Origin of the sequence: Maricaulis virginensis, assembly GCF_027922185.1 — a bacterium.
In the GTDB taxonomy this organism is placed as follows: Bacteria; Pseudomonadota; Alphaproteobacteria; order Caulobacterales; family Maricaulaceae; genus Maricaulis; species Maricaulis virginensis.
The window spans coordinates 262,694-289,103 of sequence record NZ_BSFE01000001.1; the positions used below are offsets into that span (position 1 = coordinate 262,694).

Consider the following 26,410-nt stretch of genomic DNA (forward strand, 5'->3'; position numbering starts at 1 on the left):
CCCGCCTAGACCTGTCCCGAAGATGAGCGTGCCCGGGAGAGGTAGCGGGCGACGAAGATCATGGGAAGCAGGGCGACCAGCGGAATGAGGAGCGAGGGCAGCGCCGCCTCGCCCAGGCGTTCGTCGCTGGCGTAATTGTGGGCGATGATGGCGAGCGTGTCGTAATTGAAGGGGCGCAGGATCATCGTCGCCGGCAATTCCTTGAGCACTTCGACAAAGACCAGCAGGCCCGCCGAGGTAACGCCCGCGGCGATCAGCGGCCAGTGGACGCGGCGCACGGTCTCGCCCCGCGTGGCGCCCAGCGTGCGTGCGGCCCCGTCCAGCGCCGGCGTGACGCGGGCGAGGGCGGCTTCGGACGGTCCGATCGCGGCAGCCGCAAAGCGCGAGAGATAGGCGAAGATCAGGGCTGCGGCGCCGCCGGTCAGCAGGACGGGGAAGACCTCGCCGGTCAGGCTTTCCCAGGCCGGGTCGATCAGCGCCTGGGTGCCCGACAGGATGGCGATCACGCCCACCGCCGCCACGGCGCCGGGCACGGCATAGCCCAGACCCGCCGCGCGCGCCGAGACGGTGGCGATGAAGGTCCGGCCGCGCAGGGCATAGGCGGTCGACAGGCCCAGGCCGGCCGCCAGCACGGCGCTGATCGCGGCGAGGGTGAGGCTGTGCCAGCTGGCGGGCAGGAGGTTGGGGGCGGGCTGTTCGTTCAGCGCCAGCCAGCCCAGACGCGCCAGCGGGACGATCAGGCCCAAAGCGAGCGGGACGAGGCAGGCGAGGGCCGCGGCGAGGCCCTGGGTCCGCGAGAGATGGAAGCGCGGCGCCGGACGGTGGCGTCCCGAGGCGGCGTGCGAGCGCGCACGGCTGCGCTGGGCGCGTTCCAGGCCGAACACGATCAGCGCGACGGCGACCAGGATGAGGGAGAGGCGGGCCGCATCGACCAGCGATCCTGCCCCGCTCCAGGCGCGCACCAGCCCGATCGAGAGCGTCGGCGCGCCGAGATAGGAGACGGTGCCATAGTCCGCCAGGCTTTCCATCATCACCAGGGCAAGCCCGGCGGCCAGGGCCGGCCGCGCCATCGGCAGCGAGGTGCGGGCAAAGGCGCTGAACGGTCCCGCGCCCAGCGTGCGGGCGGCGTTGTAGGCGTCGGCGGACTGGCCGGTAAACGTGTCGCGCGCCAGCAGGTAGACATAAGGATAGAGCACGAGGGCGAACATCAGCCCCGCCCCCCAGGCGCCGCGCACGGTGGGGAAGAGCCCGGCCGTGGCTGCGTGCAGCGGTCCGCCGGCCTGGCTGAGATCGAGCCAGGCATAGGCCGCGACATAGGCCGGCACCGCCAGCGGCAGGATCAGCACCCAGCTGAACAGGGCGCGTCCGGGAAACTCGGTCCTTGCCACCAGCCAGCCCAGCACCGTGCCGATCAGCCCGGCACCGCCCGCCGCGATCGCCGCAACGAGGGCGGAATTGACCAGATAGACAGGCAGGCGCGTGCGCGCGAGGTGGGCGAGATAGTCGCCCGTCTCACCGGTCACGGCGATCCAGGCGACGGCAAACACCGGCGCTGCACAGACCAGGGCTGCCAGGATCGCGAGCGCGGTCGCGCGATCCGGCAGCCGGCCGCCCTGGCTGGCTGGCGTCACTGCCAGCCGACGCGGTCGAAGATGCGCTGGGCGGTGGCGTTGTGGTCGCCCAGTTCGGAGACATTGCGGCTGTCGGCGACGAAGGGCATCACGGCGTCCAGACGCTCATTCTCCCATTCCACACCCTCGACGACCGGGATTTCATTGGTCATCTCGGCGAACATGCGCTGGGCCTCGTCCGACAGGAAGAAGGCGATCAGCGCGCGGGCCTCCTCCGGATGCGGCGCGTTCACGGCGATGCCGGCCCCGGAGATGTTCACATGGGCGCCGGAGGTTTCCTGGTTCGGGAAGAACAGGGTGACGGCCTCGGCCGCGGCGCGATTGGCGGCCTCGCCGGAATTCTGCATCAGCAGGTAGTAGTAATGATTCGTGATCGCGATGTCGCAATCGCCGGCGGCCACGCCGATGATCTGCGTGATGTCGCCGCCCTGGGGCGGGCGGGCCATGTTGGCGACGATGCCGGCGGCCCAGGCCTCGGCCTCGGCCTCGCCCAGGCGCGCGACCATGGAGGCGAGCAGGGACTGGTTATAGGCATTGCCGCTCTCGCGCACACAGATCCGGCCTTCCCAGCGCGGATCGGCGAGATCCTCATAGGTGGAGACCTCATCCGGCTGGACGCGCTGGTTTGAATAGGCCAGCACGCGGGCACGCTTGGCGATGGCGATCCAGTAGCCGTCCGGGTCGATCAGATTATCGGCGATCTCCGGCGTGAATCCGGCAAAATCGCTCTGCGCGAACAGGCCGGCTTCCTCGGCGCGGTGCAGGCGGGCGGCGTCGACCGTGATGATGACGTCGGCCGGGCTGCGCGGACCGTCGGCGCGCACGCGCTCGATCAGCTGGTCGCCGCTGGCCTCGATCAGGTTGACCTCGATGCCGGTCTGCTCGGTGAAGGCCGCATAGATCGCCGCGTCGCTGCGATAGTGGCGCGCGCTGTAGACATTCACCACGCGCGGCGCATCGGCCTGTTCGCTGCCGGCACCGGCAGTGGTGTCAGGCTGGGAGCAGGCAGCGGCGAGGACGCTGAGCGCGCCGGCGGCCAGGAGCTTGGCATAATTCATGAGTCACCCGTTTTCCTTGCAGTCTCCGCATCCCTGCCACTCTTGCGAATGTTTCGCAAGTTATTGCCGCAGGAAACCGGTGCGGTGGGGTGACGCAGGGGGGAGGGGTTGGGGTGTCGAGCGTGTCGCGGGCAGTCCTCCTTCGCTGAAGCTTCGGAGGACAGGCCGCTTCGCCCGGGGTGCGCGCTGCGGGTGGCTTGCCACCCGAAGCCCGCAGGGCGAAGGGTGGTGGGCGATACTGGGATTGAACCAGTGACCCCCTCGGTGTGAACGAGGTGCTCTCCCGCTGAGCTAATCGCCCGATCCATAGTCGGAGGGCGCCGTATAAGCAGGCTCTTGGCGCCGGTCAACTACATGTGGAAGTTGAAGTGCAGATCGGATACGCCGCGGGTGCGACAACTTGCCACACCGTCATGGTCTCGTCATAAGCGCCGGGCCCATATATCAGCCTGCCCCAAGCTGGGTTCGGGGCCACTGCGGCCCGTCCTGTCAATCACTCGATTGGACACAATTCCCGGCCGAGGGAAGCTTCGGTCGACTAGGAGGTTTTGTTAATGAGCAACGATCTGTGCACGCCCGAAGGCGCTCGCCGTCTCAAAGCGCGAATTGAAGCCTACTGGGCCGAGCGCGGCTATGATGTAAGTGTCGACCTCGTCGAAGCCGGTTTCATGCCGGCCATGCGCTCCGCGCGTACCGACGTCCGGTCCAACCTCGTCAACGGCATGCCGACCCGTCCGGCCAACGATACCGGTCGCGAGCGTCGCACGGCGTAATCAGCTGGCGCGCTGCCAGATCTCGGCCAGCGCCCGCGGTACATCGCCAAATGCATGAAGAACCCGGTCGGCTCCCAGCGAGCCGGCCGGGTTTTCGCTGTAGCCATAGCTCATCACGATGACGGGCAGGCCCGCCGCCCGCGCCGAGCCGACATCCGGCGCGCTGTCGCCGATCAGGGCCGCCCGCGCAAAGTCCGCACCCAGAGAATCACGCAGATGCGCCGCATCCGGCTTCTTCGCCGTGGTGCGCTCCGGCCCGATAATCCGCTCGAAATAGTCCGCCAGCCCCAGTTCCGCGATCAGAAGATCGGACAGGACAGAGGGCTTGTTGGTGCACACCGACAGGCGCGCGCCGGCGTCCTTCAGCCAGGCCAGCGTCTCCTCGACGCCGGGAAAGGCCCGGCTCTCGGCGGCGACATCGGTCTTGTAGATCTCGATGAATTCCGCCACCAGCGCGTCGCCGTCCTGCATCTCGGCCCCGCCGCGGGCATGGGCGCGTTCCAGCAGCACGCGCGCGCCGCGGCCGACCATGGCCCGCACGTCCGCCAGCGGCACGGCCGGCAGGCCGCGCGGCACGATCACGGCGTTGAGGGCGCGCACCAGATCGGGTGCGGTGTCGACCAGCGTGCCGTCGAGGTCGAAGGCAATCGCGGCATTGTCGAACAGGGCGGCCTGGCCTGTCTCCAGCATGATCTGCATCCTTCTGCCCCTCACGGGCTCGCAAGCATGGTTACGTGCCCCGGCCCGATAGGCTATAGCGCCTGACAGACACAGGTGCAGATTCTCGCGACAGGACGATCCATGTCTCATTCCCGTGCCGCCATCATTCTCGCTGCCGGTCAGGGCACGCGGATGAAGTCCAAGACGGTCAAGGTGCTCCACAGCGTCGGCGGACGGCCGATGCTGGACTGGTCGGTCGACCTGGCGCGCAAGAGCGGGGCGGACCGGATCGTCACTGTTTACGGCGCGCATTCCCCGGCCGTGAAGACCGCCGCCGAGGCGCTGGGCACGCAGACCGCGCTGCAGGATCCGCCCAAGGGCACCGGCCACGCCGTGCTGGCCGCGCGCGAGGCGCTGGCGGATGTCGAGGGTGCGGCGATCGTGCTCTATGCCGACACGCCGCTGATCACGCCTCAAACCGTGGCGAAGGTCTTCGCCGCTCTGGAAGACGGCGCCTCGGTCGCCGTGCTCGGCTTCGAGCCGGAGGATCCGGCCGCCTATGGACGCCTGATCACGGATGGCGCGGGCAATCTCGACCGCATCGTCGAGTACAAGGATGCCAGCGAGGCCGAACGCGCCGTGCGCCTGGTCAATTCCGGCGTGCTGGCTGCCCCGGCGCCGCTGCTGCTGGAATTGCTGGCCGAGGTCGGCAACGACAATGCCAATGGCGAATACTATCTCACCGATGTCGTGGGCCTGGCCCGCGGACGCGGTCTGAAAGCCGTCGTGGTGAAGGCCGATCCGGGCGAAGTGCTGGGCGTGAATTCGCGCGGCGACCTGGCCGGGGCCGAGGCCGCCTTCCAGGCCCGCATGCGCAAACAGGCCATGGCGGACGGGGTGACGCTGATCGCGCCGGAGACGGTGTTCTTCTCCCACGACACGCAGATCGCCCGCGATGTGATCGTCGAGCCGAATGTCGTTTTCGGCCCCGGTGTGACGATCGGCGAGGACGCCGTCATCCATGCCTTCTCGCATCTGGAAGGGGCCAGCGTGGCGCAGGGCGCCAGTGTCGGCCCCTATGCCCGCCTGCGTCCCGGCGCCGAGCTGGGGGCCGGTGCCAAGGTCGGCAATTTCGTGGAAGTGAAAAAGTCGCAGCTGGGCGAGGGCGCCAAGGTCTCGCATCTCACCTATATCGGAGATGCGAGCATCGGCGCGAACGCCAATATCGGAGCGGGCACGATTACCTGTAATTACGACGGATACGACAAGCACCGCACCGTGGTGGGCGAGGGGGCCTTTATCGGCTCCAATACCTGCCTGGTGGCGCCCGTCACCGTCGGCGCCGGCGCCTTTACCGGCACCGGGACCATCGTGACCGAGAATGTGGAGGCGGATGCGCTGGCCCTTGCGCGCACGCCGATGACCACCAAATCCGGGTGGGCGGCCCGCTTCCGCGCCGCCAAGGAAGCCCGCAAGGCCAAGAAGGAGAGCCTGTGATGACCGTAATCGACCGCCCCGAAACCGTCTCGGACCGCCTGACGGACAAGAGCCTCTTCCGCAGCGAGAGCTTTATCGGCGGCGAGTGGGTGGCTGGTGCGTCCAGTTTCGAGGTCACCAATCCGGCCAACAACCAGGTCATTGCCGAAGTCGGCGATGTCGGCGAGGCCGGTGCCCGCCAGGCGGTCGCCAGGGCCGCGGAAGCCTTCGAGACCTGGAAAAAGGTCTCGCCCTTCGAGCGCGCCAAGCTGCTGATGAAGTGGTACGATCTCATCCTTGCCAACCAGTCCGACCTGGCCAAGCTGATCACGCTGGAAATGGGCAAGACCTATCGCGAGGCGATGGGCGAGGTGGTCTATGGCGCCGGCTTCATCGAATGGTCGGCCGAAGAGGCCAAGCGCATCCATGGTGAAACGCTTGCCACGCCCTTCCCGGGCTCGCGCGGCTGGACGATCCGCCAGCCGGTCGGCGTGGTCGGCTGTATCACGCCGTGGAATTTCCCCAATGCCATGATCACCCGCAAGTGTGCGCCCGCCCTGGCGGCCGGCTGCACCATGGTGATCAAGCCGGCCCCGGAAACGCCGCTCTCCGCACTCGCCCTGGCCGAGCTGGCCAAGCGCGCGGGCATCCCCGACGGCGTGTTCAACGTGGTGTGCGGCGACGCCCAGAAGATCGGGCCGGTGCTCACCGGTTCGCCCGAAGTGCGCATGATCGGCTTCACCGGCTCGACCCAGGTGGGCAAGCTGCTGATGCGCCAGGCTGCCGACGGTGTGAAGCGCGTCGCCCTGGAGCTGGGCGGCAATGCACCCTTTATCGTCATGGACGATGCCGATATCGAGAAGGCGGCCGATGGCGTGATCGCCTCGAAATTCCGCGTTTCCGGCCAGACCTGCGTCTCGGCCAACCGGATCATCGCCCAGCCGGCGATTGCCGACAAACTCGTCGCGGCGCTGGAAGCGCGCGTGTCCAAGCTGAAGGCGGGTGACGGTTTCGCCGATGACAGCGATCTGGGCCCGCTGGTGCACATGGAAGCGGTGACCCGCGTCGACAAGCTGGTGCAGCAGGCCCGCGAGGCCGGTGCCCGCATCGTCACCGGCGGCAAGCGCCTGGACGGCGAGCTGGGCGGGGCTTTCTATGCGCCAACCCTGATCGATGGCGGCGACCCGAAAATGGATGTTGCCTGCAACGAGATCTTCGGCCCGGTTGCCTCGGTCTACCGCGTCGAGAGCGAAGCCGACATCATCAAGCTGGCCAATGACACGCCCTACGGGCTGGCGGCCTATATCTACACCCAGGACGTCAACCGCGTGCACCGGCTCACCGAAGGCATCGAGTACGGCATGATCGGCGTCAATGCGCCGATGGTCGGTGCCGCCTCCACCCCGTTCGGCGGGGTGAAGGAAAGCGGCATCGGCCGCGAAGGCGGCAAGTGGGGCGTGGAAGAGTTCACCGAGCTGAAATACGTGCTGCTCGGCGGGGTTGGCTGATGGGCGCAGAACGCCAGAAGGCCCATGCCGCTGCGGCGGCGCTGGGTTATGTCGAGAGCGGCATGACGCTGGGGCTGGGCTCCGGCTCGACGGCGGAGATTTTCCTGCGCCTGCTGGGCGAGCGCATCAAGGATGGGCTCGATGTGCGCGGCGTGCCGACTTCGCAGCGCACCGCCGAGGTGGCGCGCGAGAACGGCGTGCCGCTGATCGAGGTCGACCATGTCGACCATCTCGCCGTCACCATTGACGGGGCTGACGAGGTCGACGGACGCTTCCAGCTGATCAAGGGCGGCGGCGCCTGCCTCTTGCGCGAGAAGATCATCGCCCACGCCTCCGACCTGATGGTGGTCATGGTCGACGAGAGCAAGCTGGTCGACACGCTGGGCAAATTCCCGCTGCCGGTCGAGGTCGATCCGTTCGGCTTCTCGCTGACCGCCAAGCAGATCTATGACGCGCTGAAGAAGGCCGGTGTGAACGCGCCGGATGTGCAATTGCGCCGCAAGGGTGACGGTCTGGCCCCTTTGATCACGGATGGCGGTCACTACATTCTCGACTGCGCCTGCGGCGCCATCCCCGACGCGGCCCTGGCCGACCGGTATCTCAAGGAGATCCCGGGTGTCGTCGAACACGGTCTCTTCCTGGGCCTCGCCCGGGTGGTGATCGTCGGCGAGGACAGCGAAGCACGGGTGATGGAGCTGTAGGTCATCCATTGATGCGTTGTCATCCCGGCCGAATGCCCCGCGAAAGCGGGGCGCAGAGCCGGGACCCATACGCATCGATGCTGGCCGAAAGCAGGCTCGGCTTTGGCGGAAGCTGGTTTCACACCGGGATTATGGGTCCCGGATCTACGCCCGGCTCAAGGCCGGGCATGCGTCCGGGATGACAGACATTGCCGGTCGTCAAACAGACGGTCGCAGACACAACAGATCGGGGCACAGCGCCCCGGATGGACAGCAAGACAAGGGCGCTGACCCATGAGCAGTTACGACTACGATCTTTTTGTCATCGGTGCCGGGTCCGGCGGGGTGCGTGCGGCGCGGATGGCCAAGCAGCATGGCGCCGGCAAGGTGGCGATCGCCGAGGAATACCGGTTCGGCGGCACCTGCGTGATCCGCGGCTGTGTGCCCAAGAAACTCCTGGTCTATGCCAGCGAGTTCTCCAAGACCTTCAAGCTGGCCGAGGGCTATGGCTGGACGGTCGGCGAGACCGAATTCAGCTGGGAAAAGCTGATCGCTGCCAAGGACAACGAGATCGACCGCCTGTCGGGCATCTATGAGCGCAATCTCAACAATTCCGGCGTCGACACGATCGAGGACCGGGCCGTTCTGGAAGATGCGCATACGATCCGCCTGGTGAAGTCGGACCGTACGGTCACCGCCGACAAGATCCTGATCGCGGTCGGCGGTACGCCCTTCGTGCCGGATATCGAGGGCGCCGAGCTGGGCATTACCTCCAACGAGGCCTTCCATCTGGAAGAACTGCCCCGGCATGTCGTGATCGCCGGCGGCGGCTATATCGCCTGCGAGTTCGCCCAGATCTTCGCCGGGCTGGGATCGGAGGTCTGCCAGGTCTATCGCGGCGAGACCGTGCTGCGCGGGTTTGACGACGATATCCGCTCCACCGTGCACGAGGAGCTGGTGCGGTCGGGCGTGCGGGTGATCACGCACACCGTCTTCGAAAAGATCGAGCCGCTCGAGGATGGCCGCAAGCGGGTGCATCTCGACAATGGCCATCACGTCGATACCGACATCGTGATGTATGCCATCGGCCGCAACCCCTATGTCGCCGATCTGGGCCTGGACAAGGCCGGGGTCGAGCTCGACGAGGCGGGCGCCATCAAGGTGGATGCCTATTCGAAGACCTCGGCCGGGAATATCTATGCCGTGGGCGATGTGACCAACCGGGTCAATCTGACGCCGGTGGCGATCCGCGAGGGCGCCGCCTTCGCCCAGACCGTGTTCGGCGGCCAGCCGCTGGCCTATGATCACGAGGATATCGCCTCGGCTGTGTTCACCCAGCCGCCGGTCGGATCGGTCGGCCTGTCCGAGGCGCTGGCCCGGAAAAGCTTCGACAAGGTCGATATTTACAAGACGTCCTTCCGTCCGATGAAAGCGTCATTCTCCAACGACGCCTCCCGCATGATGATGAAACTTGTTGTCGACGGGGAGACAGACCGGGTGTTGGGCGTGCATATTGTCGGACCGGATGCGCCAGAAATGATCCAGCTGGCCGGTATCGCCGTGAAGGCGAAGCTGACCAAGGCGCAATTCGACGCCGCCTGCGCGGTGCATCCGACGAGTGCCGAAGAACTGGTGACCATGAAGGAGAAGTGGACACCGCCCGAGTTGAAAGCAGCTGAGTGATATGACCTGGTCTCCGAAATCCTGGCGGGACTTCCCCGTCAAGCAAATGCCGACCTACAAGGATGAAGCCGCCCTGGCCGGCGCGATCGACGAGCTGTCTGCCCGTCCCGCGCTCGTCTTTGCCGGCGAGGCCCGCAAGCTGCGGCGCCAGCTGGCCGATGTGTCGGCCGGTAATGCCTTCCTCCTGCAGGGCGGCGATTGTGCGGAAAGCTTCACCGAATTCTCCACCGAAGGCGTGCGCGATACGTTCCGCGTTCTCCTGCAGATGGCGGTGGTGCTCACCTTTGCCGCCTCCAAGCCGGTGGTGAAGGTCGGCCGCATGGCGGGGCAGTTTGCCAAGCCGCGCTCCTCCGATACCGAGACGATCGACGGCGTCACCCTGCCCAGCTATCGCGGCGACAGCGTCAATGGTGTGGATTTCACGCCCGAGGCCCGCGAGCCGGACCCCAAACGCCTGATCCGCGCCTACGACCAGTCGGCCTCGACGCTGAACCTGCTGCGCGCCTTCGCGTCCGGCGGCTATGCCGACCTGCACAATGTCCACCAGTGGACCCAGGATTTCGTCAAGGACAGCCCGGCAGCGGAACGCTATGCCGAGACGGCCGTGCGGATTTCCGAGGCGCTGGACTTCATGAAGGCCTGCGGCATCGGCCGGGACTCTGCCCCGTCTCTCGAGGCGGTGGACTTCTTCACCAGCCACGAAGCCCTGCACCTGCCTTTCGAGGAGGCGCTGACGCGGCGCGATCCGAATACCGGCCAGTGGTATGCCACCTCCGCCCACATGATCTGGGTCGGCGAGCGCACCCGCCAGCTCGACGGGGCGCATCTGGAATATGCCCGCGGAATCGCCAACCCGGTCGGCGTGAAATGCGGTCCGACCATGACGGCGGACGAGCTCCTGCCGCTGATCGACACCATCAATCCGGACAATGAGGCCGGCCGCCTGGTGCTGATCGTGCGCATGGGCGCCGACAATGTCGGCAACAATCTGCCGGCGCTGGCGCGGGCGGTGACCGAGGCCGGCCGCAAGGTCGTCTGGTCGTCCGATCCGATGCACGGCAATACGGTGAAAGCGTCCAGTGGCTACAAGACGCGGAATTTCGACCGCATCCTGACCGAGCTGGAAAGCTTCATGGACGTGCTCTACTCCGAGGGTGCCTATCCGGGCGGCGTGCATTTCGAGATGACCGGCCGCGACGTGACCGAATGCACCGGCGGTGCAAAACCGGTCACCGAGGCCGATCTTGCGGCGCGCTATCACACCCAGTGCGATCCGCGCCTCAACGCCGACCAGGCGCTCGACATGGCCTTCCGCATCGCGGAATCGCTCAAGCGCGTGCGCCGCAATAATTCCGCTGCTGCGGCCTGACAGGCGCGCTGACAGCGAAACGATCACAGGCGGGGCCTCCGGGCCCCGCCTTTTTTGTCTTCCCGCCTCTCACCCCTCCGTCATCCCACGGTGCCCGCAGGGCATCCGGGGGACCCGCGCTCACCTGTCGGCAGGATGGCTGAGGTCCCCCGGATCGCTGCTGCGCACCGACCGTGGGATGACGGTGTTCAGGGAAACCGGGTAGGCCAGCTCCTCGCTCTTGACGGGCTCCTCCGCCCAAAGAAAAACGCCGCCCGGATGGCTCCGGGCGGCGTTCGTGTAATCAGAACCCGTTGGACTGACTTAGATGTCCTTCAGGGCAGCAGCCGGACGGAAAGCCGCCTGGGTGCGGGCCTTGGACATCATTTTTTCGCCAGTGCGCGGATTGCGGACTTCGCGGGCTTCGCGGTGCTTGGCGTAGAAGGTGCCGAAGCCGGCGAGCTGAACGCTGTCATTGCCCTTGACCGAAGCGATGACGGCTTCGATCGCGGCGTCGACCGCATCGCCCGCTTGTGCGCGGGACAGGCCGGTCTTGTCGCTGACGGCTTTGGCGAGATCAGACTTGTTCATAGGGTTCCCCCCGTTTAGTCGCGGCTCCGGCAGACACGGTCATCGTGTCCGGCCGGTGTGCCGCGTGTTCGTGGACGCCTCATCAAGGCCGAGAACCGGGCGGCTTTGCAAGCCATAACAGGTGAATCGGGCCGGATTCACTGCAATTTCCTTGGGACAAGTCCCTTTTCTCGCCTTCGGCCCCCGTTTTGCGTACATTTTGCAGCATGTACCAGGGTGAACCAACTCCTAACGCCGCCTCCGCGAATCGCCCGATTCGCCTGCTGCCGTTCGCACTTGCAGCAGGATTGGCGGCTTATGCGATCGCGTTTCTCGCGGGTGCAGGAGAGACCTGGTCGCCGGTGATCGCGGCCTGCGCGGCCGGCTGGACGCTCGGCCGCCTGATGCGGCGCTAGGCCGGGACAATTGAAAAGGGCCGGCCCCGAAGGACCGGCCCTTGTCGTTCGCCGCGGGATGCGCAGCCGTCAGATCTTGACCAGCATCTTGCCGGTGTTGCGGCCGGAGAAGAGCCCCATGAAGGCGTCCGGGGCGTTCTCGATCCCCTCGATGACGGTCTCGGCCGGCTTGATCTTGCCGGCAGCCATCCAGGCCGACAGGTCGCGCACGAAGCCGTCCATCATGTCGGCGTGATCGGTGACAATGAAGCCTTGGATCTTCAGCGACTTGCCGACGATGAAGGTGAGATTGTCGGTGATCGTGGCCGGCTGGGCGTCGTTGTAGCGCTGGATCATGCCGCAGGCGGCGATCCGACCCTTCGGTTTCAGCGTGTTGAGGGCGGCAGTGAAGTGCGTGCCGCCGACATTCTCGAAATAACCGTCAATGCCCTTGGGGGCTGCGTCCTGGATGGCGGCGGTGAGATTGTCGGCCGCCTTGTAGTCGACCACGGCATCGGCGCCGATCGACTTGACGAAGTCGCATTTTTCCGGGCCGCCGGCGGTCGCGATGACCGTGGCGCCCATCGCCTTGGCAAACTGGATCCCGGCCGAGCCGACCGCGCCCGCACCGGCGGACATCCACATCGTCTCGCCTTCCTGCAGGTCGATGATGCGCTTGATACCGACATAGGCGGTCAGGCCCGTCAGGCCGGCAATGCCCAGATAGGACTGCGGCGGCAGGACGGAAGTGTCGATCTTCTGCAGGGCCTTGCCCGGCGCGGTATAGGCCTCGCGCCAGCCGAACATGGAATTGACGAAATCGCCGGGCTTGAGGCCCTCGTAATTGCTCTCGACCACTTCGCCGACAGCACCGCCTTCCATCACCTTGCCGAGCTCGAACGGGCCGACATAGGTGCGGATGCCGCTCATCCGGCCGCGCATGTAGGGGTCGACCGAGATATAGTGGTTCTTCACGGTCACTTCGCCTTCACCCGGAGCCGGGACATCGGCCTCGGCGAGCTTGTAGTTCTCCGGCTTGGGATCGCCCTTGAGATATTCCAGGAGGTGGATTTCGCGAGACTTCATGGCGGTCTCTCCTTTTTCAGGGTTGGGGGAGGGTTATTCGAGATCGGGTGCGTAGAGCTGCACCAGGCTGAGATCGTAATTCATGTCGAGCGTGAGGGAGGTGCCGAGAATCTGGCCGATTCCCGTCATCAGGAGGGTGACCGGCATGATCAGGAACAGGCCCAGCAGGCGCAGCGCCGCGCCACCCGCACTATGGCTGTAGAACCGCACGATAATCCGGCCGGTGCAGAAATAATAGACGATCATGGCAAAGCCGATTCCCAGCGAGAACCAGCCAAGGCCCAGGAGGAGCAGCGGAATGGTCGCGATCATCACCACGAAGGACGCATTGGTGGCGGTGAGGAAGAATTGCACATGTCCCCAGAGCGGCACGCCGGGACGGTACAGCTTCAGCAGCAGCAGATAGGGCAGGGCGGTGACGATCGTGATCGGCCAGAGCAGCATGGCGCCCCAGCTCTCGATGGTCTGGTTGACCTCTGCCGCGGTCGGGATCTCGCCGGTGGCGCTGCGTCCGGTCGCAAGCCAGGCCTCGACCGCTTCCGGCTCGAGACTCACCGTAAGCTGGTCCAGGGATCCCGCCAGCGGCGTGCCGAACAGGGATGCGACGACAAACTGGAAGGAGAACAGGGCGACGAAGACGCGGATCGGCGAGAGATACCGGCTGAAATCGCCTTTCGCACCGGCCAGCGCCACGTCCGGCGTGCGGGTCAGCGAATGCCAGAGGGTGCGGAAGATGCGGCCATCGAGATCGAAGGCGGCAATCGAGACGGAGTCGAGAATGTCGTTCGGCTTCGCCTTCGCTGCGGGCTTTTCCTCGGTATCCAAGTCTGCATCCTCCCCCTTGCACAGCATGGTAGTGCGCTTCGATGCGCGTGCAAGCCGGTTCGACGCCCCGGTATGGCACCGGCGCGCTGCAATGCGCGGAAACACGTCTTGATGCAGGAGCGGCTTGATCGCAGGGGCGGGCGGGGTATTCAGCCCGGCAGACGGACAAGGACGTATCATGGTTTCGGAAAACAGGCGCCTGCGGGCCGGTGTTGTCGGTGCAGGCGTGTTCGGCGGTTTCCACGCCTCGAAATATGCGGCGCATGAGCGGGCCGATCTCGTCGGCATCTACGAGCCCGATATCGAGAAGGCGCGGGCGCTGGCGCACAAGCATGGTGCGAAAGCCTATGACAATCTCGCCCGCCTGATCGCCGATTGCGACGCCATCACGGTTGCCTCGCCGGCGGTCCACCATTTCGAGGCCGCAGCGGCAGCGCTGGCAAACGGCCGTCACGTCCTGGTCGAAAAGCCGGTTGCCTCCAGCGTCGAGGAAGCGCGCGAGCTGATCCAGCTGGCCGCCACGCATGGCCGCGTACTGCAGGTGGGGCATCAGGAACGCTTCGTGTTCAACGCGATGGGCCTGTTCGCCGTGCCGGATCGTCCCAGGCGCATTGTCGCCAGCCGCATGGGCCCGCCGTCCGAGCGCTGCCTCGACGTGTCGGTGACGCTGGACCTGATGGTGCACGATCTCGATCTGGCTATCGCCCTGGCGGGCGGGGCGGTGACATCCGTCGAGGGCGAGGTCGACAAGGGCCGTTTCGGCACGCCGGATATCGCCAGGGCGAAACTGGTCTTCGACAATGGCTGTGTCGCCGAGCTGGAAGCCAGCCGCGTCCATCACGAGCGCGACCGCAAGATGCGGGTGGAATACGAGACCGGCGCGCTGGAGATCGATTTCGTCGCCAAGACGTTCGAGAATTCCACGCCCTACGCACTCAATGCCGGTTTCGCCGAAGCGCCGGCTGCGCGCGATTCCCTGGGCGCCAATGTCAACGCCTTCATCGCCTCCGTGCTGGACGGCGCGCCGGTCGCGGTGCCGGGCATTGCCGGCCTGCGCGCGCTGGATGCAGCCCGGGCGATCGACGGGGCGCGTGTTTACGGATCGTGAGCCTCTTGCGGCGGGGCACGGCGCGGTCTAAGTCGCCATCATGACGGACCGGATTTCCATTCTGACGGCCCAGCTCAACCCCGTGGTCGGGGATGTGTCGGGCAATCTGGCCAAGGCGCGCGCCGCGATTGCCGACGGCCGCATCCGTGGCGCCGACCTTGTCGTCTTCCCCGAAATGTTCCTCCTGGGCTATCCGCCCGAGGATCTGGTGCTCAAGCCGGCGGCCGTCGAGGCCTGCAAGCGCGCACTGGATACGCTGGTCGAGGACACAAAGTCCGGCCCGGCCGTGCTGGTCGGCCTGCCCTGGCGCCAGGGCCGCAAGCTGCACAATGCCGTCGCGCTGATCGATGAGGGCCATCTCGTCGCCCTGCGCTTCAAGCATGAACTGCCCAATTACGCCGTGTTCGACGAGATGCGCGTCTTCCAGCCCGGCCCCGTTCCGGAGATCGTCAAATGGCGCGGCATCCGCCTCGGCTTGCCGATCTGCGAGGACATCTGGCGCGAGACGGTGCCGCAGGCGCTGATCGACCAGGGCGCCGAGATGATGATCGTCATCAATGGTTCGCCCTGGCGCCGCACGATCGAGCGCGAGCGCAAGACCGCCTTTTCCGCCTGGTTCGACCGCTGGCAGGGCCGCAAGGCGATGATCTTCGTCAACCAGGTCGGCGGCCAGGACGAGCTTGTCTTCGACGGCGCCGGCTTTGCCCGCGACAGTGCCGGCGAGACCGTCCAGCGCCTGCCTGCCTTCGAAGAGGCGATGGATCTGGCCGTCTGGCAGCGCACGCAGACCGGCTGGTCCTGCAACAGCAAGGCGCGGGCGCCGGTCGTCTCCGGGCTCGAGGCCGACTGGAAGGCGATGGTGCTGGCCCTGCGGGACTATGTCGACAAGGCGGGCTTCCCCGGCGTCGTGCTGGGCATGTCCGGCGGGATCGACAGCGCGATCTCGGCGGCGATCGCTGTCGATGCGCTGGGGCCGGAACGGGTGTGGGCGGTGATGATGCCGTCGAAATACACCTCGCAGGAAAGCCTGGAGGATGCCCGCGAATGCGCGCAGATGCTGGGTATCCGCTACGACATCATCGATGTCGAGCCGGCCATCCAGGCGTTCGGGTCGACGCTCGCCGAAGTGTTTGCCGGCAAGGATCCCGACACGACCGAAGAAAACATCCAGTCGCGTGCCCGCGGCGTCGTGCTGATGGCGCTGTCGAACAAGTTCGGGCCGATGGTGCTGTCCACCGGCAACAAGTCGGAAATGGCCGTCGGCTATGCCACGCTCTATGGCGACATGAATGGCGGCTATAACGCCCTCAAGGACGTCTACAAGACGGAGGTCTTCGAGCTGGCCTGGTGGCGCAATGCCCATCCGCGCGCGACCGGCCTGGGGCCCGTCGGCCAGGTCATCCCCGAGCGCATCATCACCAAGCCGCCCTCGGCCGAGCTGCGTGAAGACCAGACCGACCAGGACAGCCTGCCGCCCTATGACGTGCTGGACGCCATTCTCTTCGCCCTCGTGGAGGAGGAGCGTTCGGTGCGCGATCTCGTCGCCGAAGGCCAGGACGAGGCGACGGTGCGCCGCATCGAGAACCTGCTCTACCGCGCCGAATACAAGCGCCGCCAGGCCCCGCCGGGCGTGAAGATCGGCTCCAAGAATTTCGGCCGCGACCGCCGCTACCCCATCACCAACCGGTTCAAGTCGGGGGATTAGCTTTCCTCCCCCAGGTTGTGAGCTGTTTCCCCCGGACCTGTTCCGGGGCCCGCCGGCGTTTGCGCGTCGTGATGACATGATGGAGGCCGGCAGCGAAGAGGTGCTAGGCCCGGAACGTGTCCGGGGGAAGCGCTTTGACACCATTTCAACCCTGCGACACCCCGTCCCATCCCTTTGTTCCGAAATTTCTGTCAAAACAGAAATCAACGAAACGGGAGTGCTCAAAGGAGGTCGCCATGCGCGATATTATCCGTGCCGATGCCGAACGCCGCTTTGCCGATACCTGGATACGCCCGGTCGGCGCCTGGCTCGCAGCCTGCCTTGCCAGCGCTGCGGCCATGGTCGGAAGCTTCGGTGTGATGGCGCTGGCCGAGGGCGTGCCAAGCGCGCAGCAAGTCGCCGGGTTCGCCGCGGCAATCATCCCCGGCACTCTCTATATCGGCGTGTTCATGGTCGTGCTGACGGCCCTGCCGACACTCGCCTTCGCCTGGCTGATGCACAGCCAGGGCTGGAAGACGATCCGTACCAGCGCGCTGATGGGCGGTGTCACGGGTATTCTGTGTGTCCAGGTTTTCGGCTTCCCCCTGCAGCACGGCGCCGAATTCGTCCCGCTCATGGTCCTGGTCTTCTGCGTCGGCCTGGTCGGCGGGAGCGTGTACCGGCTGGTGGCGGGGAAACACTGAACCCCCGCTTGCCCCGGCGCGCGCGCGGCGCTAAGCCCTGCGGCTCATCTTCGAGCCAAGGCCTGCACCGATGACCAAAGTCCGTTTTGCGCCCAGCCCGACCGGCAAGCTCCATGTCGGCAATGTCCGCACCGCGATCTTCAACTTTCTGTTCGCGCGCAAGGCGGGCGGGACTTTCCTGCTGCGCATCGACGATACGGATACGGAACGCTCGACGCAGGCCTATGAGGACGGCATCCGTACCGACCTGACCTGGCTGGGCATCACCTGGGACGACACGTTCAAGCAGTCCGAGCGCTTCGAGCGCTATGACGCGGCGGCGGAAAAGCTGAAGGCGAAGGGCCTGCTCTATCCTTGCTACGAGACCGGAGACGAGCTGGAGCGCAAGCGCCGCCTGCAAATGGCGAACGGCCGTCCGCCGGTCTATGACCGCGCCGCGCTGGAACTGACCGAGGCCGACCGCGCGAAGCTGGAAGCCGAAGGCCGCAAGCCGCACTGGCGCTTCAAGCTGTCGGGCAATCCGGTGGAGTGGGACGACATGGTGCGCGGACATGTGTCGATCGAGACCTCGTCGCTGTCCGACCCGATCCTGATCCGCGAGGACGGGTCCTATCTCTACACCCTGCCGAGCGTGGTCGACGATATCGAGGCGGAGATCACCCACATCATCCGCGGCGAGGACCACACCACGAATTCCGGCGCCCAGATCGAGATCTTCGAAGCGCTGGGCGGTGCTGCCCCCAAATTCGGTCACCAGGCCCTGCTGGTCGGTGCCGATGGCGGCAAGCTGTCCAAGCGGACCGGTTCGCTGGGGATTGCCGAGCTGCGCGACGAGGAAGGCATCGAGCCGATGGCGATCATGTCGCTCCTCTCCAGGATCGGCACCTCCGACCCGGTCGACGCCTTTGCCGATGTCGACGGCCTGCTCGAAGGGTTTGACCTGGGCAAGCTGTCGCGTTCGCCGGCGCGCTTCGATCCGGAAGAGCTCAAGCGCGTGAATGCCAAACTGCTGCACACCATGCCCTATGCCGAGGCGCAGCCGCGCCTGGCCATGCTGGGCGCCGATGGCGGCGAGGCCTTCTGGAATGCGGTGCGCCCCAATCTGGAACGCCTGGACGATGCCAAGAGCTGGATGAGGCTGGTCGAGGGACCGGTGACGCCGGTGATCGAGGATGCCGGTTATGCCGCCGCCGCCGCCGAGCACCTGCCGGCGGGAACGCTCACCGAGGCGAGCTGGGGCGAGTGGACGAATGCGCTCAAGGCCGCGACCGGCCGCAAGGGCAAGGACCTCTTCATGCCGCTGCGCCTGATGCTGACGGGCGAACCGCGCGGTCCGGAAATGGCTGTCCTCCTGCCGCTGCTGGGCCGCGACACGGTGCTCAGGCGCCTGCAGGGCGAAACGGCCTAAGTCGCAACAAGGGCTCGCCCCGCCTGCGGGGGAGCTGTCCGCGCCAGCGGACTGAGGGGGCGGTGCGAGAGCACCGCACAGCGCGATAGCGCGCAACCGACTCACCCCCATCGACCTCACCCGGCCCCAAGGGCCGGGCTCGGCCACTTCCCCCGCTGGCGCGGGGGAAGCCTTGTGTCTGCGTGAAAGTCGCGAGCTTCTGTCATTAAGTCAGGTTGTCTTGACATTCATGCGCCACAGTGTCAGGTTTGCATGACAATAAGTCATACCAACCTGATGGAGCTTTCCATGTTCAAGTTCAAATCCGTGCCGCCGGCGTTCGGTGCCCTGATGGCCACGGTGACTGCGCTGGCCGCCGTGACGGCGGCCGAGGCCGGCGGCCAGGAGACGTTGCAGGTCGAGCGGGCCGGCACGGCCGGCGCGCGCACGGTGATCCTGGTGCCGGGCCTGGCGACGCCTGGCGAGGTCTGGGACGGCACGGTCGCGCAGTTCGAAAGCGCGGCCGATATGCATGTTGTCACGCTGGCCGGGTTTGGTGGCGCAGCACCGGCCGACCGCTCCGCGGGTGTAATCGAGACGGCAGTCGCGGACCTGGCCGCGCTGATCGATCGCGAGCAGCTCTCCGGCGCCGTGATCGTCGGCCACTCGATGGGCGGCCAGATCGCGCTGCAGCTCGCCGCCGTGCGGCCGGACGCCGTTTCCGATGTGGTCGTCGTCGACAGCGCGCCCTTTTTCGCCCGCCTGTTCAATCCGGCCATCACGGCCGAGCAGGCCGCGGCCTTCGGTCAGGCCACCGCAGCCCAGATGGCGGCGATGGACCGCGACACCTATCTCGCCCAGGCCCGCATGGGCCTGCCCATCCAGTCCATCTCGGCCGAGGGGCAGGCGCAGGTGATGGCCTGGATGGAAGCCTCCGACCCGGCCACCGTCGCCACGGCGTTCGGGGAAGTGGCCGGCAGCGACTTCTCGCCCGTGCTCGCCGATGTAACCGCCGATGTGACGGTCCTGGTCGCCTGGGCGCCGGGTGCGCCGGTGGGTGCGGAGGCGCTGGCCGGTGTCTATTCCAGCCAGTACGCTGGACTGGAATCGGTTGAGGTCGGCGTGATCGAGGGATCGCGTCACTTCATCATGCTCGACCAGCCGGACGCGTTCGCCGAACGCCTGGCGGCTGTGATCGCAAACGGGGAGGGTGAATAATGGCGGCTGACAAGAAAACCTCCGCGAACAGGCGCTATGTCATCCATTTCGGCATTGCGATGCTCGCCTACATGCTGGTCCTGTTCGGCTCGATCGCGGCGATCAACAATGGCGAGCTGTCGGGGTGGTCGGCGGGGCTTGCCTCGCTGACCCCGCTGGTCCCGGCCTTCTATGCCCTCAGGGCCTTTATCGTGCGCATCCGCGAAATGGACGAGTACCAGCGGCGCGTTGCGACTGAGGCCATCCTGTGGGCTGCCGGCATCGTCGGCTTTGCCAGCTTCGGCTATGGCTTCCTGGCCGGTGCCGTCGAGGTGCCCGAGATCAGCCTGATCTGGGTATTGCCGGCCCTGGCCGGCACGTTCGGCCTCGCCCAGTGCTATGTCTACTGGCGGGAAAACCGGTGAGGAACCGGTTGCGCGTGCTGCGGGCGGAACGCCGCTGGAGCCAGGCCGAGCTGGGCGAGCGGGTCGGTGTGTCGCGCCAGGCGATCAATGCGGTCGAGACCGGCAAGCACGACCCCTCGCTCACCCTCGCCTTTGCCCTGGCGCATGCCTTCGAACTGAAGATCGAGGACGTGTTCGACCCGCATGGCGAGCCGGATTAGCGCTATCGCGCCGGATATGAATGGCAAAATGCACAAGCAGACCTTACTTTTGCCATCGAACATCGCTCATACTGCAGGTTCGGGAATGGGGGACCCGCGCAGCTTCGGCGGCGCGGGTCTTGCATCCGCTAGTGCAGTCTGACGGAATGCCCGCGCCGGCATGCCGTGACAGCCGGCCGGAAAGCAGCCGGTCGATGACAGGAGGTCCACCATGACCGCAACGCGGTCGTTCATCATAGCCGCCGTACTCGCCGCCCTGGCGATCGCTGCCGCGATGGCCTTCATCATGTACCGGCCTTCCGCCGACCAGAGCGCGCCGCAACAGCCGGCCGAGACCGCCCAGACCGGCGGGACCGGCAGCGAGCGCGGCACCGCACCGGCCGCCATGATCGCGCCACCCGTCTTCGACATTGTGCGCGTGGCACCGGTCGGCTCTGCCGTCACGGCCGGCCGCGGCGAACCGGGCGCAACGATCCAGCTGCTGGCCGATGGCGACCCCCTGGTCTTCACCGGCGAGGCCGGCGAGCGCACCGATACCCAGACCATCAATGAGCGCGGCGAATGGGTGATCATTCCCGACGAGCCGCTGCCTTCGGGCGCGGTCGAACTGTCCTTGCGCATGGTGGCGCCGGACGGGCGGGAAATGATGTCCGAACAGGTCGTCGTCGTGTCCATTCCCGAACAGCGCGGTCCGACGCCGCTGGTCGTTGTGGGACGCCCCGGCGAGGCCAGCCGTGTCTGGCAATGCCCGTCCTGCCTGGATGCGGAAATGGGCACGCTGGTGCTGGAAACCGTCGATTATGATTCCACCGGCGCCGTGATCTTCTCCGGCCGGGCCGAGACCGGCACCACGGTCCGCATCTTTGCCAATGGCGCACTGGTCGGCGAGACCGAGGTGGGCCGTGACGGACGCTGGGACATGCAGGCCGGCTCGCTGCTGGCACCGGGTGTCTACGACCTCCAGATCGACCAGGTCGAGCCGGACGGCAATGTCTCCGCCGTGATCGTGCTGCCCTTCGAACGCGTCGCGCCGGAAGCGCTCGATCTGGGCCCTGACTCCGTCGTGGTGCAGCCGGGCAATTCGTTGTGGCGCCTGGCCCGCCGTCTTTATGGCGAGGGCATCCAGTACACGGTGATCTACGAAGCCAATCGCAGCCAGATCCGCGATCCCGACCTGATCTATCCCGGCCAGGTCTTCCAGGCCCCGCGCGACGCCGACGGCGCGGGTACGGACGGCGAGGGCGACGGGTAGGGATACGCGCTTGGGCGACAAGGATATCCTGCTTTCCCCGGACCCGTTCCGGGGCCTCGTGCTCAAGAAGAACTGTTGCCGCCCGGAGCCACTTGGCACTGCACAGATAGCCGACGCGGTTTGTCGTTGACTGGCAGGCCCCGGATCGGGTCCGGGGAAAGCGGGCGCTTTCGAAGTATCGACATGCAGTCTCCCGCACTGGCGCCGCGCGGCCGCGCGCCCTATGTCATGGCGCGATGAGACCTCTTCCCGGCGATACCGAAGACGAAGCGAAATCCGCGCCCCAGGGCTCGCTGGGCAAGACCATGGTGCGTCTGTTCGCCCTGCTGGCCTCGCCGGACATGGCGAAATGGCGTTTCCGCATGGGCGTGGCGCTGGCGCTGACCGTGGTGGCGAAACTGTTCGCGGTGGTGGCGCCGGTCTTCTTCGGTGACGGGATCAACCTGATTTCCGCCCGCCTGGGCGAAGGGGGCGCCGGTGCGGGCGAGAGCACGGATGCGGCGACCGGCCTGCTGTCAGGCCTTGCCGGCACGTTCGGTATGGCCTTTTTCGCCTATGCCGTGGCGCGTTTCATGTCGGTCGGAGCACCGCAATTGCGCGACGCCCTGTTCGCGCCGGTCAGCCAGGACGCCCAGCGCCTGACGGCCGTGAACGCCTTTGCCCATGTGCAGACCCTGTCGATCGGCTATCACCAGACCAAGCGCACCGGCGCGCTCAACCGCATCATCGAGCGCGGTGCGCGGGCCGTCGACTTCCTGATGCGCTTCTTGATCTTCAACATCGCGCCGACCCTGCTGGAACTGGGACTGGCAGCGATTGTACTCAGTGTGAACTATGGCTGGGAGTTTGCCGCCATCGCCGTGGTGACGGTCGTGATCTACATGGTGCTGACCTGGTCGGTAACCGAGTGGCGGGTGCGCATCCGCCGCCAGATGAACGAGGCCGACAATGAGGCCTCGGCCCGTGCCGTCGACAGCCTGATCAATTTCGAGACGGTGAAGGCCTTTGCCGCCGAGCGGCGCGAGTCCGAAGCCTTCGACGATGCCATGACGCGCTATGCCCACGCCGCGGCGCGGTCGCAATCCTCGCTCGCCCTGCTCAACGGGGCCCAGGCCTTCGTGATGAATGGCGGTCTTCTGGCCATGGCGCTGATGGCCGGCTGGAAGGCCTGGAACGGTGTCCTGCAGCCGGGCGATATCGCCGCCGTCACCATGATGCTGATGAACATGTACCAGCCGCTCAACATCCTCGGCTGGGCCTATCGCGAGATCAAGCAGGGCGCGATCGACATGGAGCGGGTGTTCGACACGCTGTCGCTCCGTCCGGAAGTCGCCGATGCACCGGATGCGCAACCCTTGCGTCTCACGGGCGGTGCGGTGCGGCTGCGCGACGTGACCTTCACCCATGACGGCCGGTCGCGCTCGGTCAATGGCGTCGAGCTGGACGTGCCGGCCGGCGGCTTTGTCGGGATCTGCGGGCCGTCCGGCGCCGGCAAGTCGACCGTGCTGCGCCTCCTGTTCCGCTTCTACGATCCCGACAGCGGCCGGGTGGAGATCGACGGCCAGGACATCGCCCACGTCACCCAGGAGAGCCTGCGCGAGGCGCTGGGCCTGGTGCCGCAGGATGTCGTCCTGTTCAACGACACGCTTCGCTCCAACATCGTTTACGGCCGGCCGGACGCTTCGGAGGACGAGATCTGGCAGGTGCTGGAGCGCGCCCATCTGGCGAATTTCGTGCGCGGTCTGCCGGACGGTCTGGAAACCCGGGTCGGCGAACGCGGGCTGAAACTCTCCGGCGGCGAGAAGCAGCGGGTCGGCGTGGCGCGGGCGATCCTGAAGAACCCGGCCATCCTGGTGCTCGACGAGGCAACATCGGCGCTGGACAGCCAGACCGAGAAAGAGGTCCAGGCGGCGCTGGCCGAAGCCGCGCGCGGGCGGACCACGATTGCCGTTGCGCACCGCCTGTCGACGATCGCCGGCGCCGACCGGATTTTCGTGCTCGATGACGGACGGGTCGCCGAAAGCGGCACCCATGACGAACTGCTCGCCCGCGACGGTCTCTACGCCGCCATGTGGCGCCGCCAGAGCGAGGCCGGCGAGAGCAGTGTCGTGCCGTTTCCGGTCAATGCCGGAGACACGGCCGCGAGTTAGAGCCATTTCATCGCAATCGCGGTCGATGAAATGGCTCTGTTTCTTGAGTGGTTGCATTTTCGAACCGCAAAACCGGTTCCCACTTTTGCTGAAAATGCTTTAGCCGCGCTCCAGCCCCCTTTGCAGCACGTCATAGATGTGCGGATCGTCGCACTGGGCGACATTGAAGCGCAGGAAGTTGCGGGCCGTTTGTGACGGGCTGAACGTGTTGCCGGGGGCCAGGACGACCTGGTGTTTCAGGGCGAAACGGGCCAGATCGGCAGCGTCGGTGTCGCCGGGCAGGCGGCACCACAGGAACATGCCGGCGGCCGGGCGCACCCAGGGATCGATGCCGATCCGGGCGAGCCGGTCGGCAGTGCGCGCCATGGCTTCAGCCAGGCGCGTGCGCACCCCCTCGACATGCCTGCGATAGGCGGCGCTGCGCAACAGGTGAAGCACGATTTCCGACGTCATCCGCCCGCCGCCGAATGTGGTGGAGATGCGCAGGTCGACCAGCGCCTCGACCCAGTCCGGCCGCGCCGCGATGAAGCCGCAGCGGCCGGCGGCGGTGAGCGTCTTGGAGAAACTGCCCAGATGGATGACGTTTTCCAGCCCGTCATAGGTCGCCAGGCGCGGACCGGGGTTCACTTCCAGATCGGCATAGACATCGTCTTCCAGAATGGTCAGCCCGGCGCGTTCGGCCAGTTTGAGCACCTGGTGCACGACTGTCGGTGACAGGGTCACGCCGGTCGGATTGTGCAGGCCGGAATTGGTGATGTAGAGGCGCGGCTTCTCGCGATCGAGGATCTCTGCGAACGCTTTCACGTCCGGTCCTGCCGGTGTGTAGGGCACGCCGACAATCTTCACCCGGTGCGAGCGCAACAGGGTCTGGAAGTTGAAATAACTCGGATCGTCCAGCAGCACGGTATCGCCCGGCTCGACCAGGAAGCGGCAGACGAGATCGATCGCCTGGGTGCCGGAATCGGTCAGCACGACATGGTCCGGCGAGGTCTCGATCCCGCGCTCGGCCAGGCGCCGGGCCACGATCTGGCGCAGGGCGGGCAGGCCGCGCGGCGAGCCGTATTCGACCAGCGTGCCGGTATCGGCCCGCGCCAGCGAACGCAGCGCCCGGCGGATATCCGCGTGCGGCATCCAGCTGTCGGGCAGCCAGCCACATCCGGGCATGCGCATTTCCGGACCGGCTTCCAGCGCCTGGCGGGAAATCCAGAACGGGTCGACCGCGCGGTCCAGCCTGGGACCGAGATCGGCAACGGCGAGCGGGGCGAGCGGGGCCGCGACATAGAAGCCGGAGCCCGGGCGCGACTGGATCGTGCCTTCCGCGGCGAGCCGGTCATAGGCCGTCACGACGGTGGACTTGGACACGCCGAGCGTTTCCGCCAGCGCGCGGATCGAGGGCAGGCGGGCGCCGGGCGTCAGGCTGCGCGAAGCGATCCGGCTTTCGATCGTCGCCATGACCTTGCCGACGAGGGAGGTGTCTGCGGCGTGGGAGAGGGGGCTGCCATCGGCCATCTGTATTGCTCTTTGTACCAGTACGGTTTTGCCAAATTGTATCGGAGTGTCTCTCGCCTTTCCAGTCTGCCGCCGCTCTCATGGCGCGGTTACAGACAGGAGATCGTCATGCGTGAAGCGTATCGGGGCTGGGCAAGCGGATTTGCCGGAATGCTGATCTTCAGCGGATCCATGCCGGCGACCCGGATCGCGGTATCGGGCTTCGACCCGCTCTTCCTGACCGCGATGCGCGGCAGCATCGCCGGCGTGCTGGGCCTCCTGCTGCTCGTGGTGCTGCGCGAGCGCCGGCCGGCGCGGGGCGATCTGCTGCCGCTGGCGGCGACGGCGGCGGGCGTGGTGATCGGCTTTCCGCTGCTCTCGGCCCTGGCGCTGGAACGGGTCGATGCCGCCCGCTCGCTGGTCTTTCTCGGCCTCCTGCCGCTGATCACGGCGATCTTCGGTTTCCTGCGGGCCGGTGAGCGTCCGCATCCGGTCTTCTGGATTTTCTCGGGCCTCGGTGCGGCGCTGGTCGCCGGCTTTGCCCTCGGCCGCGGCGGCAGTTCCGACCTGATCGCCGACGGCATGATGATGGCGGGACTGATCCTGTGCGGCATGGCCTATGCCGAGGGCGCGCGGCTGTCGCGGCATCTGGGCGGCTGGCAGGTGATTTCCTGGGCGCTGGTGCTGGCCCTGCCGGCGATGCTGGCCATCTCGCTGTTCACCGCGCCGGCGAGTTTTGACGGCATCGCCCTGCCGGTCTGGCTGAGCGTGGGCTATGTGTCGGTCTTCTCAATGCTGATCGGCTTCATCTTCTGGTATCGCGGCCTGGCCCAGGGCGGTATCGCGGCGGTCAGCCAGCTGCAATTGCTGATGCCCTTCTTCGGTCTCATGCTGGCGGCCCTGCTGCTGCACGAGCAGATCAGCGGTGCGATGATCGCCACAGCGGCCGGGATCGTGCTGTGCGTGGCCGGGGCCAAGCATTTCTCCCGTCCGGGATCGCGCAGCGCTGCCGCGTTCACACGCCTGCGCCGGCGTGCATAATCGGCCCCTGGAACAGAATCCCGAGCGGTGGCGTGATCAGGTGAGCCGGTTTCCCCTTCACCGGATCACGCTTTGAACGGT

The 26,410-nt window shown here is 66.5% G+C and carries 23 protein-coding genes and 1 tRNA gene; 16 read left to right on the plus strand and 8 right to left on the minus strand.

Features of this window, described 5'->3' with window-relative positions; translation table 11 throughout:
- Positions 1-5: 5 nt before the first annotated feature.
- From PKE71_RS01280 to PKE71_RS01290, 3 genes are all read right to left on the minus strand, one after another.
- A complete protein-coding gene (locus PKE71_RS01280) occupies positions 6-1,631 on the minus strand; it encodes an ABC transporter permease (protein ID WP_271185145.1) in 1,626 nt (541 codons plus the stop codon).
- Complete coding sequence (locus PKE71_RS01285; RefSeq protein ID WP_271185146.1) at positions 1,628-2,689, minus strand: extracellular solute-binding protein; 1,062 nt, start codon at positions 2,687-2,689, stop codon at positions 1,628-1,630. The genes PKE71_RS01280 and PKE71_RS01285 overlap by 4 nt, the downstream gene beginning before the upstream one ends.
- Before the next feature lie 226 nt (positions 2,690-2,915).
- Positions 2,916-2,990 (minus strand) — tRNA-Val (locus PKE71_RS01290).
- A gap of 253 nt (positions 2,991-3,243) precedes the next feature.
- Here PKE71_RS01290 and PKE71_RS01295 point away from each other — a divergent pair.
- Positions 3,244-3,462 carry a phosphoglycolate phosphatase gene (locus PKE71_RS01295; protein ID WP_203294309.1) on the plus strand — a complete coding sequence of 73 codons (219 nt, stop codon included), beginning with the start codon at positions 3,244-3,246 and terminating at the stop codon, positions 3,460-3,462.
- Here PKE71_RS01295 and PKE71_RS01300 read toward each other — a convergent pair whose 3' ends face one another.
- Entirely contained in the window at positions 3,463-4,152 is a 690-nt protein-coding gene (locus PKE71_RS01300; protein ID WP_271185147.1) for an HAD hydrolase-like protein, read from the minus strand.
- Between the two features lie 111 nt (positions 4,153-4,263).
- On the opposite strand from PKE71_RS01300, the gene glmU reads away from it, so the two are divergent.
- The 5 genes from glmU to PKE71_RS01325 all read left to right on the plus strand — a co-directional run bounded on the left by glmU (position 4,264) and on the right by PKE71_RS01325 (position 10,838).
- Entirely contained in the window at positions 4,264-5,619 is a 1,356-nt protein-coding gene (gene glmU / locus PKE71_RS01305; RefSeq protein ID WP_271185148.1) for a bifunctional UDP-N-acetylglucosamine diphosphorylase/glucosamine-1-phosphate N-acetyltransferase GlmU, read from the plus strand.
- A complete protein-coding gene (locus PKE71_RS01310) occupies positions 5,619-7,106 on the plus strand; it encodes an NAD-dependent succinate-semialdehyde dehydrogenase (RefSeq protein ID WP_271185149.1) in 1,488 nt (495 codons plus the stop codon). Before glmU ends, PKE71_RS01310 begins: the two co-directional genes overlap by 1 nt.
- Positions 7,106-7,807 (plus strand): ribose-5-phosphate isomerase RpiA, encoded by a 702-nt coding sequence (gene rpiA, locus PKE71_RS01315; RefSeq protein WP_271185150.1) that lies wholly within the window; start codon positions 7,106-7,108, stop codon positions 7,805-7,807. Before PKE71_RS01310 ends, rpiA begins: the two co-directional genes overlap by 1 nt.
- Positions 7,808-8,080: 273 nt before the next feature.
- Positions 8,081-9,469, plus strand: a complete 1,389-nt coding sequence (gor, locus tag PKE71_RS01320; protein ID WP_271185151.1) for a glutathione-disulfide reductase — start codon at positions 8,081-8,083, stop codon at positions 9,467-9,469.
- A 1-nt stretch (position 9,470) separates the two neighbouring features.
- Positions 9,471-10,838 (plus strand): class II 3-deoxy-7-phosphoheptulonate synthase, encoded by a 1,368-nt coding sequence (locus tag PKE71_RS01325; RefSeq protein WP_271185152.1) that lies wholly within the window; start codon positions 9,471-9,473, stop codon positions 10,836-10,838.
- 303 nt (positions 10,839-11,141) lie between these two features.
- Here PKE71_RS01325 and PKE71_RS01330 read toward each other — a convergent pair whose 3' ends face one another.
- The 3 genes from PKE71_RS01330 to PKE71_RS01340 form a co-directional block, all read right to left on the minus strand.
- Positions 11,142-11,408, minus strand: a complete 267-nt coding sequence (locus PKE71_RS01330; RefSeq protein WP_271185153.1) for an HU family DNA-binding protein — start codon at positions 11,406-11,408, stop codon at positions 11,142-11,144.
- A gap of 464 nt (positions 11,409-11,872) precedes the next feature.
- Complete coding sequence (locus PKE71_RS01335) at positions 11,873-12,868, minus strand: NADP-dependent oxidoreductase (RefSeq protein WP_271185154.1); 996 nt, start codon at positions 12,866-12,868, stop codon at positions 11,873-11,875.
- A 33-nt stretch (positions 12,869-12,901) separates the two neighbouring features.
- Positions 12,902-13,693: a DUF3667 domain-containing protein gene (locus PKE71_RS01340; RefSeq protein ID WP_271185155.1), complete on the minus strand. Its 792-nt coding sequence runs from the start codon at positions 13,691-13,693 to the stop codon at positions 12,902-12,904.
- Positions 13,694-13,871: 178 nt separating this feature from the next.
- Between PKE71_RS01340 and PKE71_RS01345 the strand changes: the two genes are divergently transcribed.
- The 9 genes from PKE71_RS01345 (at position 13,872) to PKE71_RS01385 (ending at position 23,800) form a co-directional block, all read left to right on the plus strand.
- Complete coding sequence (locus PKE71_RS01345) at positions 13,872-14,801, plus strand: Gfo/Idh/MocA family protein (RefSeq protein WP_271185156.1); 930 nt, start codon at positions 13,872-13,874, stop codon at positions 14,799-14,801.
- Positions 14,802-14,841: 40 nt separating this feature from the next.
- Positions 14,842-16,506 (plus strand): NAD+ synthase, encoded by a 1,665-nt coding sequence (locus PKE71_RS01350; RefSeq protein ID WP_271185157.1) that lies wholly within the window; start codon positions 14,842-14,844, stop codon positions 16,504-16,506.
- A gap of 236 nt (positions 16,507-16,742) precedes the next feature.
- Positions 16,743-17,189 (plus strand): hypothetical protein, encoded by a 447-nt coding sequence (locus tag PKE71_RS01355; RefSeq protein ID WP_271185158.1) that lies wholly within the window; start codon positions 16,743-16,745, stop codon positions 17,187-17,189.
- Positions 17,190-17,259: 70 nt separating this feature from the next.
- Positions 17,260-18,597 (plus strand): glutamate--tRNA ligase, encoded by a 1,338-nt coding sequence (gene gltX / locus PKE71_RS01360; protein WP_271185159.1) that lies wholly within the window; start codon positions 17,260-17,262, stop codon positions 18,595-18,597.
- Positions 18,598-18,885: 288 nt separating this feature from the next.
- Positions 18,886-19,794, plus strand: coding sequence for an alpha/beta fold hydrolase (locus tag PKE71_RS01365; protein ID WP_271185160.1), 909 nt, complete (start codon positions 18,886-18,888; stop codon positions 19,792-19,794).
- Positions 19,794-20,198 (plus strand): hypothetical protein, encoded by a 405-nt coding sequence (locus tag PKE71_RS01370; RefSeq protein ID WP_271185161.1) that lies wholly within the window; start codon positions 19,794-19,796, stop codon positions 20,196-20,198. Before PKE71_RS01365 ends, PKE71_RS01370 begins: the two co-directional genes overlap by 1 nt.
- Entirely contained in the window at positions 20,195-20,398 is a 204-nt protein-coding gene (locus PKE71_RS01375; protein ID WP_271185162.1) for a helix-turn-helix transcriptional regulator, read from the plus strand. The genes PKE71_RS01370 and PKE71_RS01375 overlap by 4 nt, the downstream gene beginning before the upstream one ends.
- Before the next feature lie 211 nt (positions 20,399-20,609).
- Positions 20,610-21,650, plus strand: a complete 1,041-nt coding sequence (locus PKE71_RS01380) for a LysM peptidoglycan-binding domain-containing protein (RefSeq protein ID WP_271185163.1) — start codon at positions 20,610-20,612, stop codon at positions 21,648-21,650.
- Between the two features lie 236 nt (positions 21,651-21,886).
- Complete coding sequence (locus PKE71_RS01385) at positions 21,887-23,800, plus strand: ABCB family ABC transporter ATP-binding protein/permease (RefSeq protein ID WP_271185164.1); 1,914 nt, start codon at positions 21,887-21,889, stop codon at positions 23,798-23,800.
- Positions 23,801-23,899: 99 nt separating this feature from the next.
- On the opposite strand, the gene PKE71_RS01390 is transcribed toward PKE71_RS01385, so the two are convergent.
- Positions 23,900-25,330: an aminotransferase-like domain-containing protein gene (locus PKE71_RS01390; RefSeq protein ID WP_373878784.1), complete on the minus strand. Its 1,431-nt coding sequence runs from the start codon at positions 25,328-25,330 to the stop codon at positions 23,900-23,902.
- Positions 25,331-25,417: 87 nt separating this feature from the next.
- On the opposite strand from PKE71_RS01390, the gene PKE71_RS01395 reads away from it, so the two are divergent.
- Positions 25,418-26,329 (plus strand): DMT family transporter, encoded by a 912-nt coding sequence (locus tag PKE71_RS01395; protein ID WP_271185166.1) that lies wholly within the window; start codon positions 25,418-25,420, stop codon positions 26,327-26,329.
- Positions 26,330-26,410: the final 81 nt, after the last annotated feature.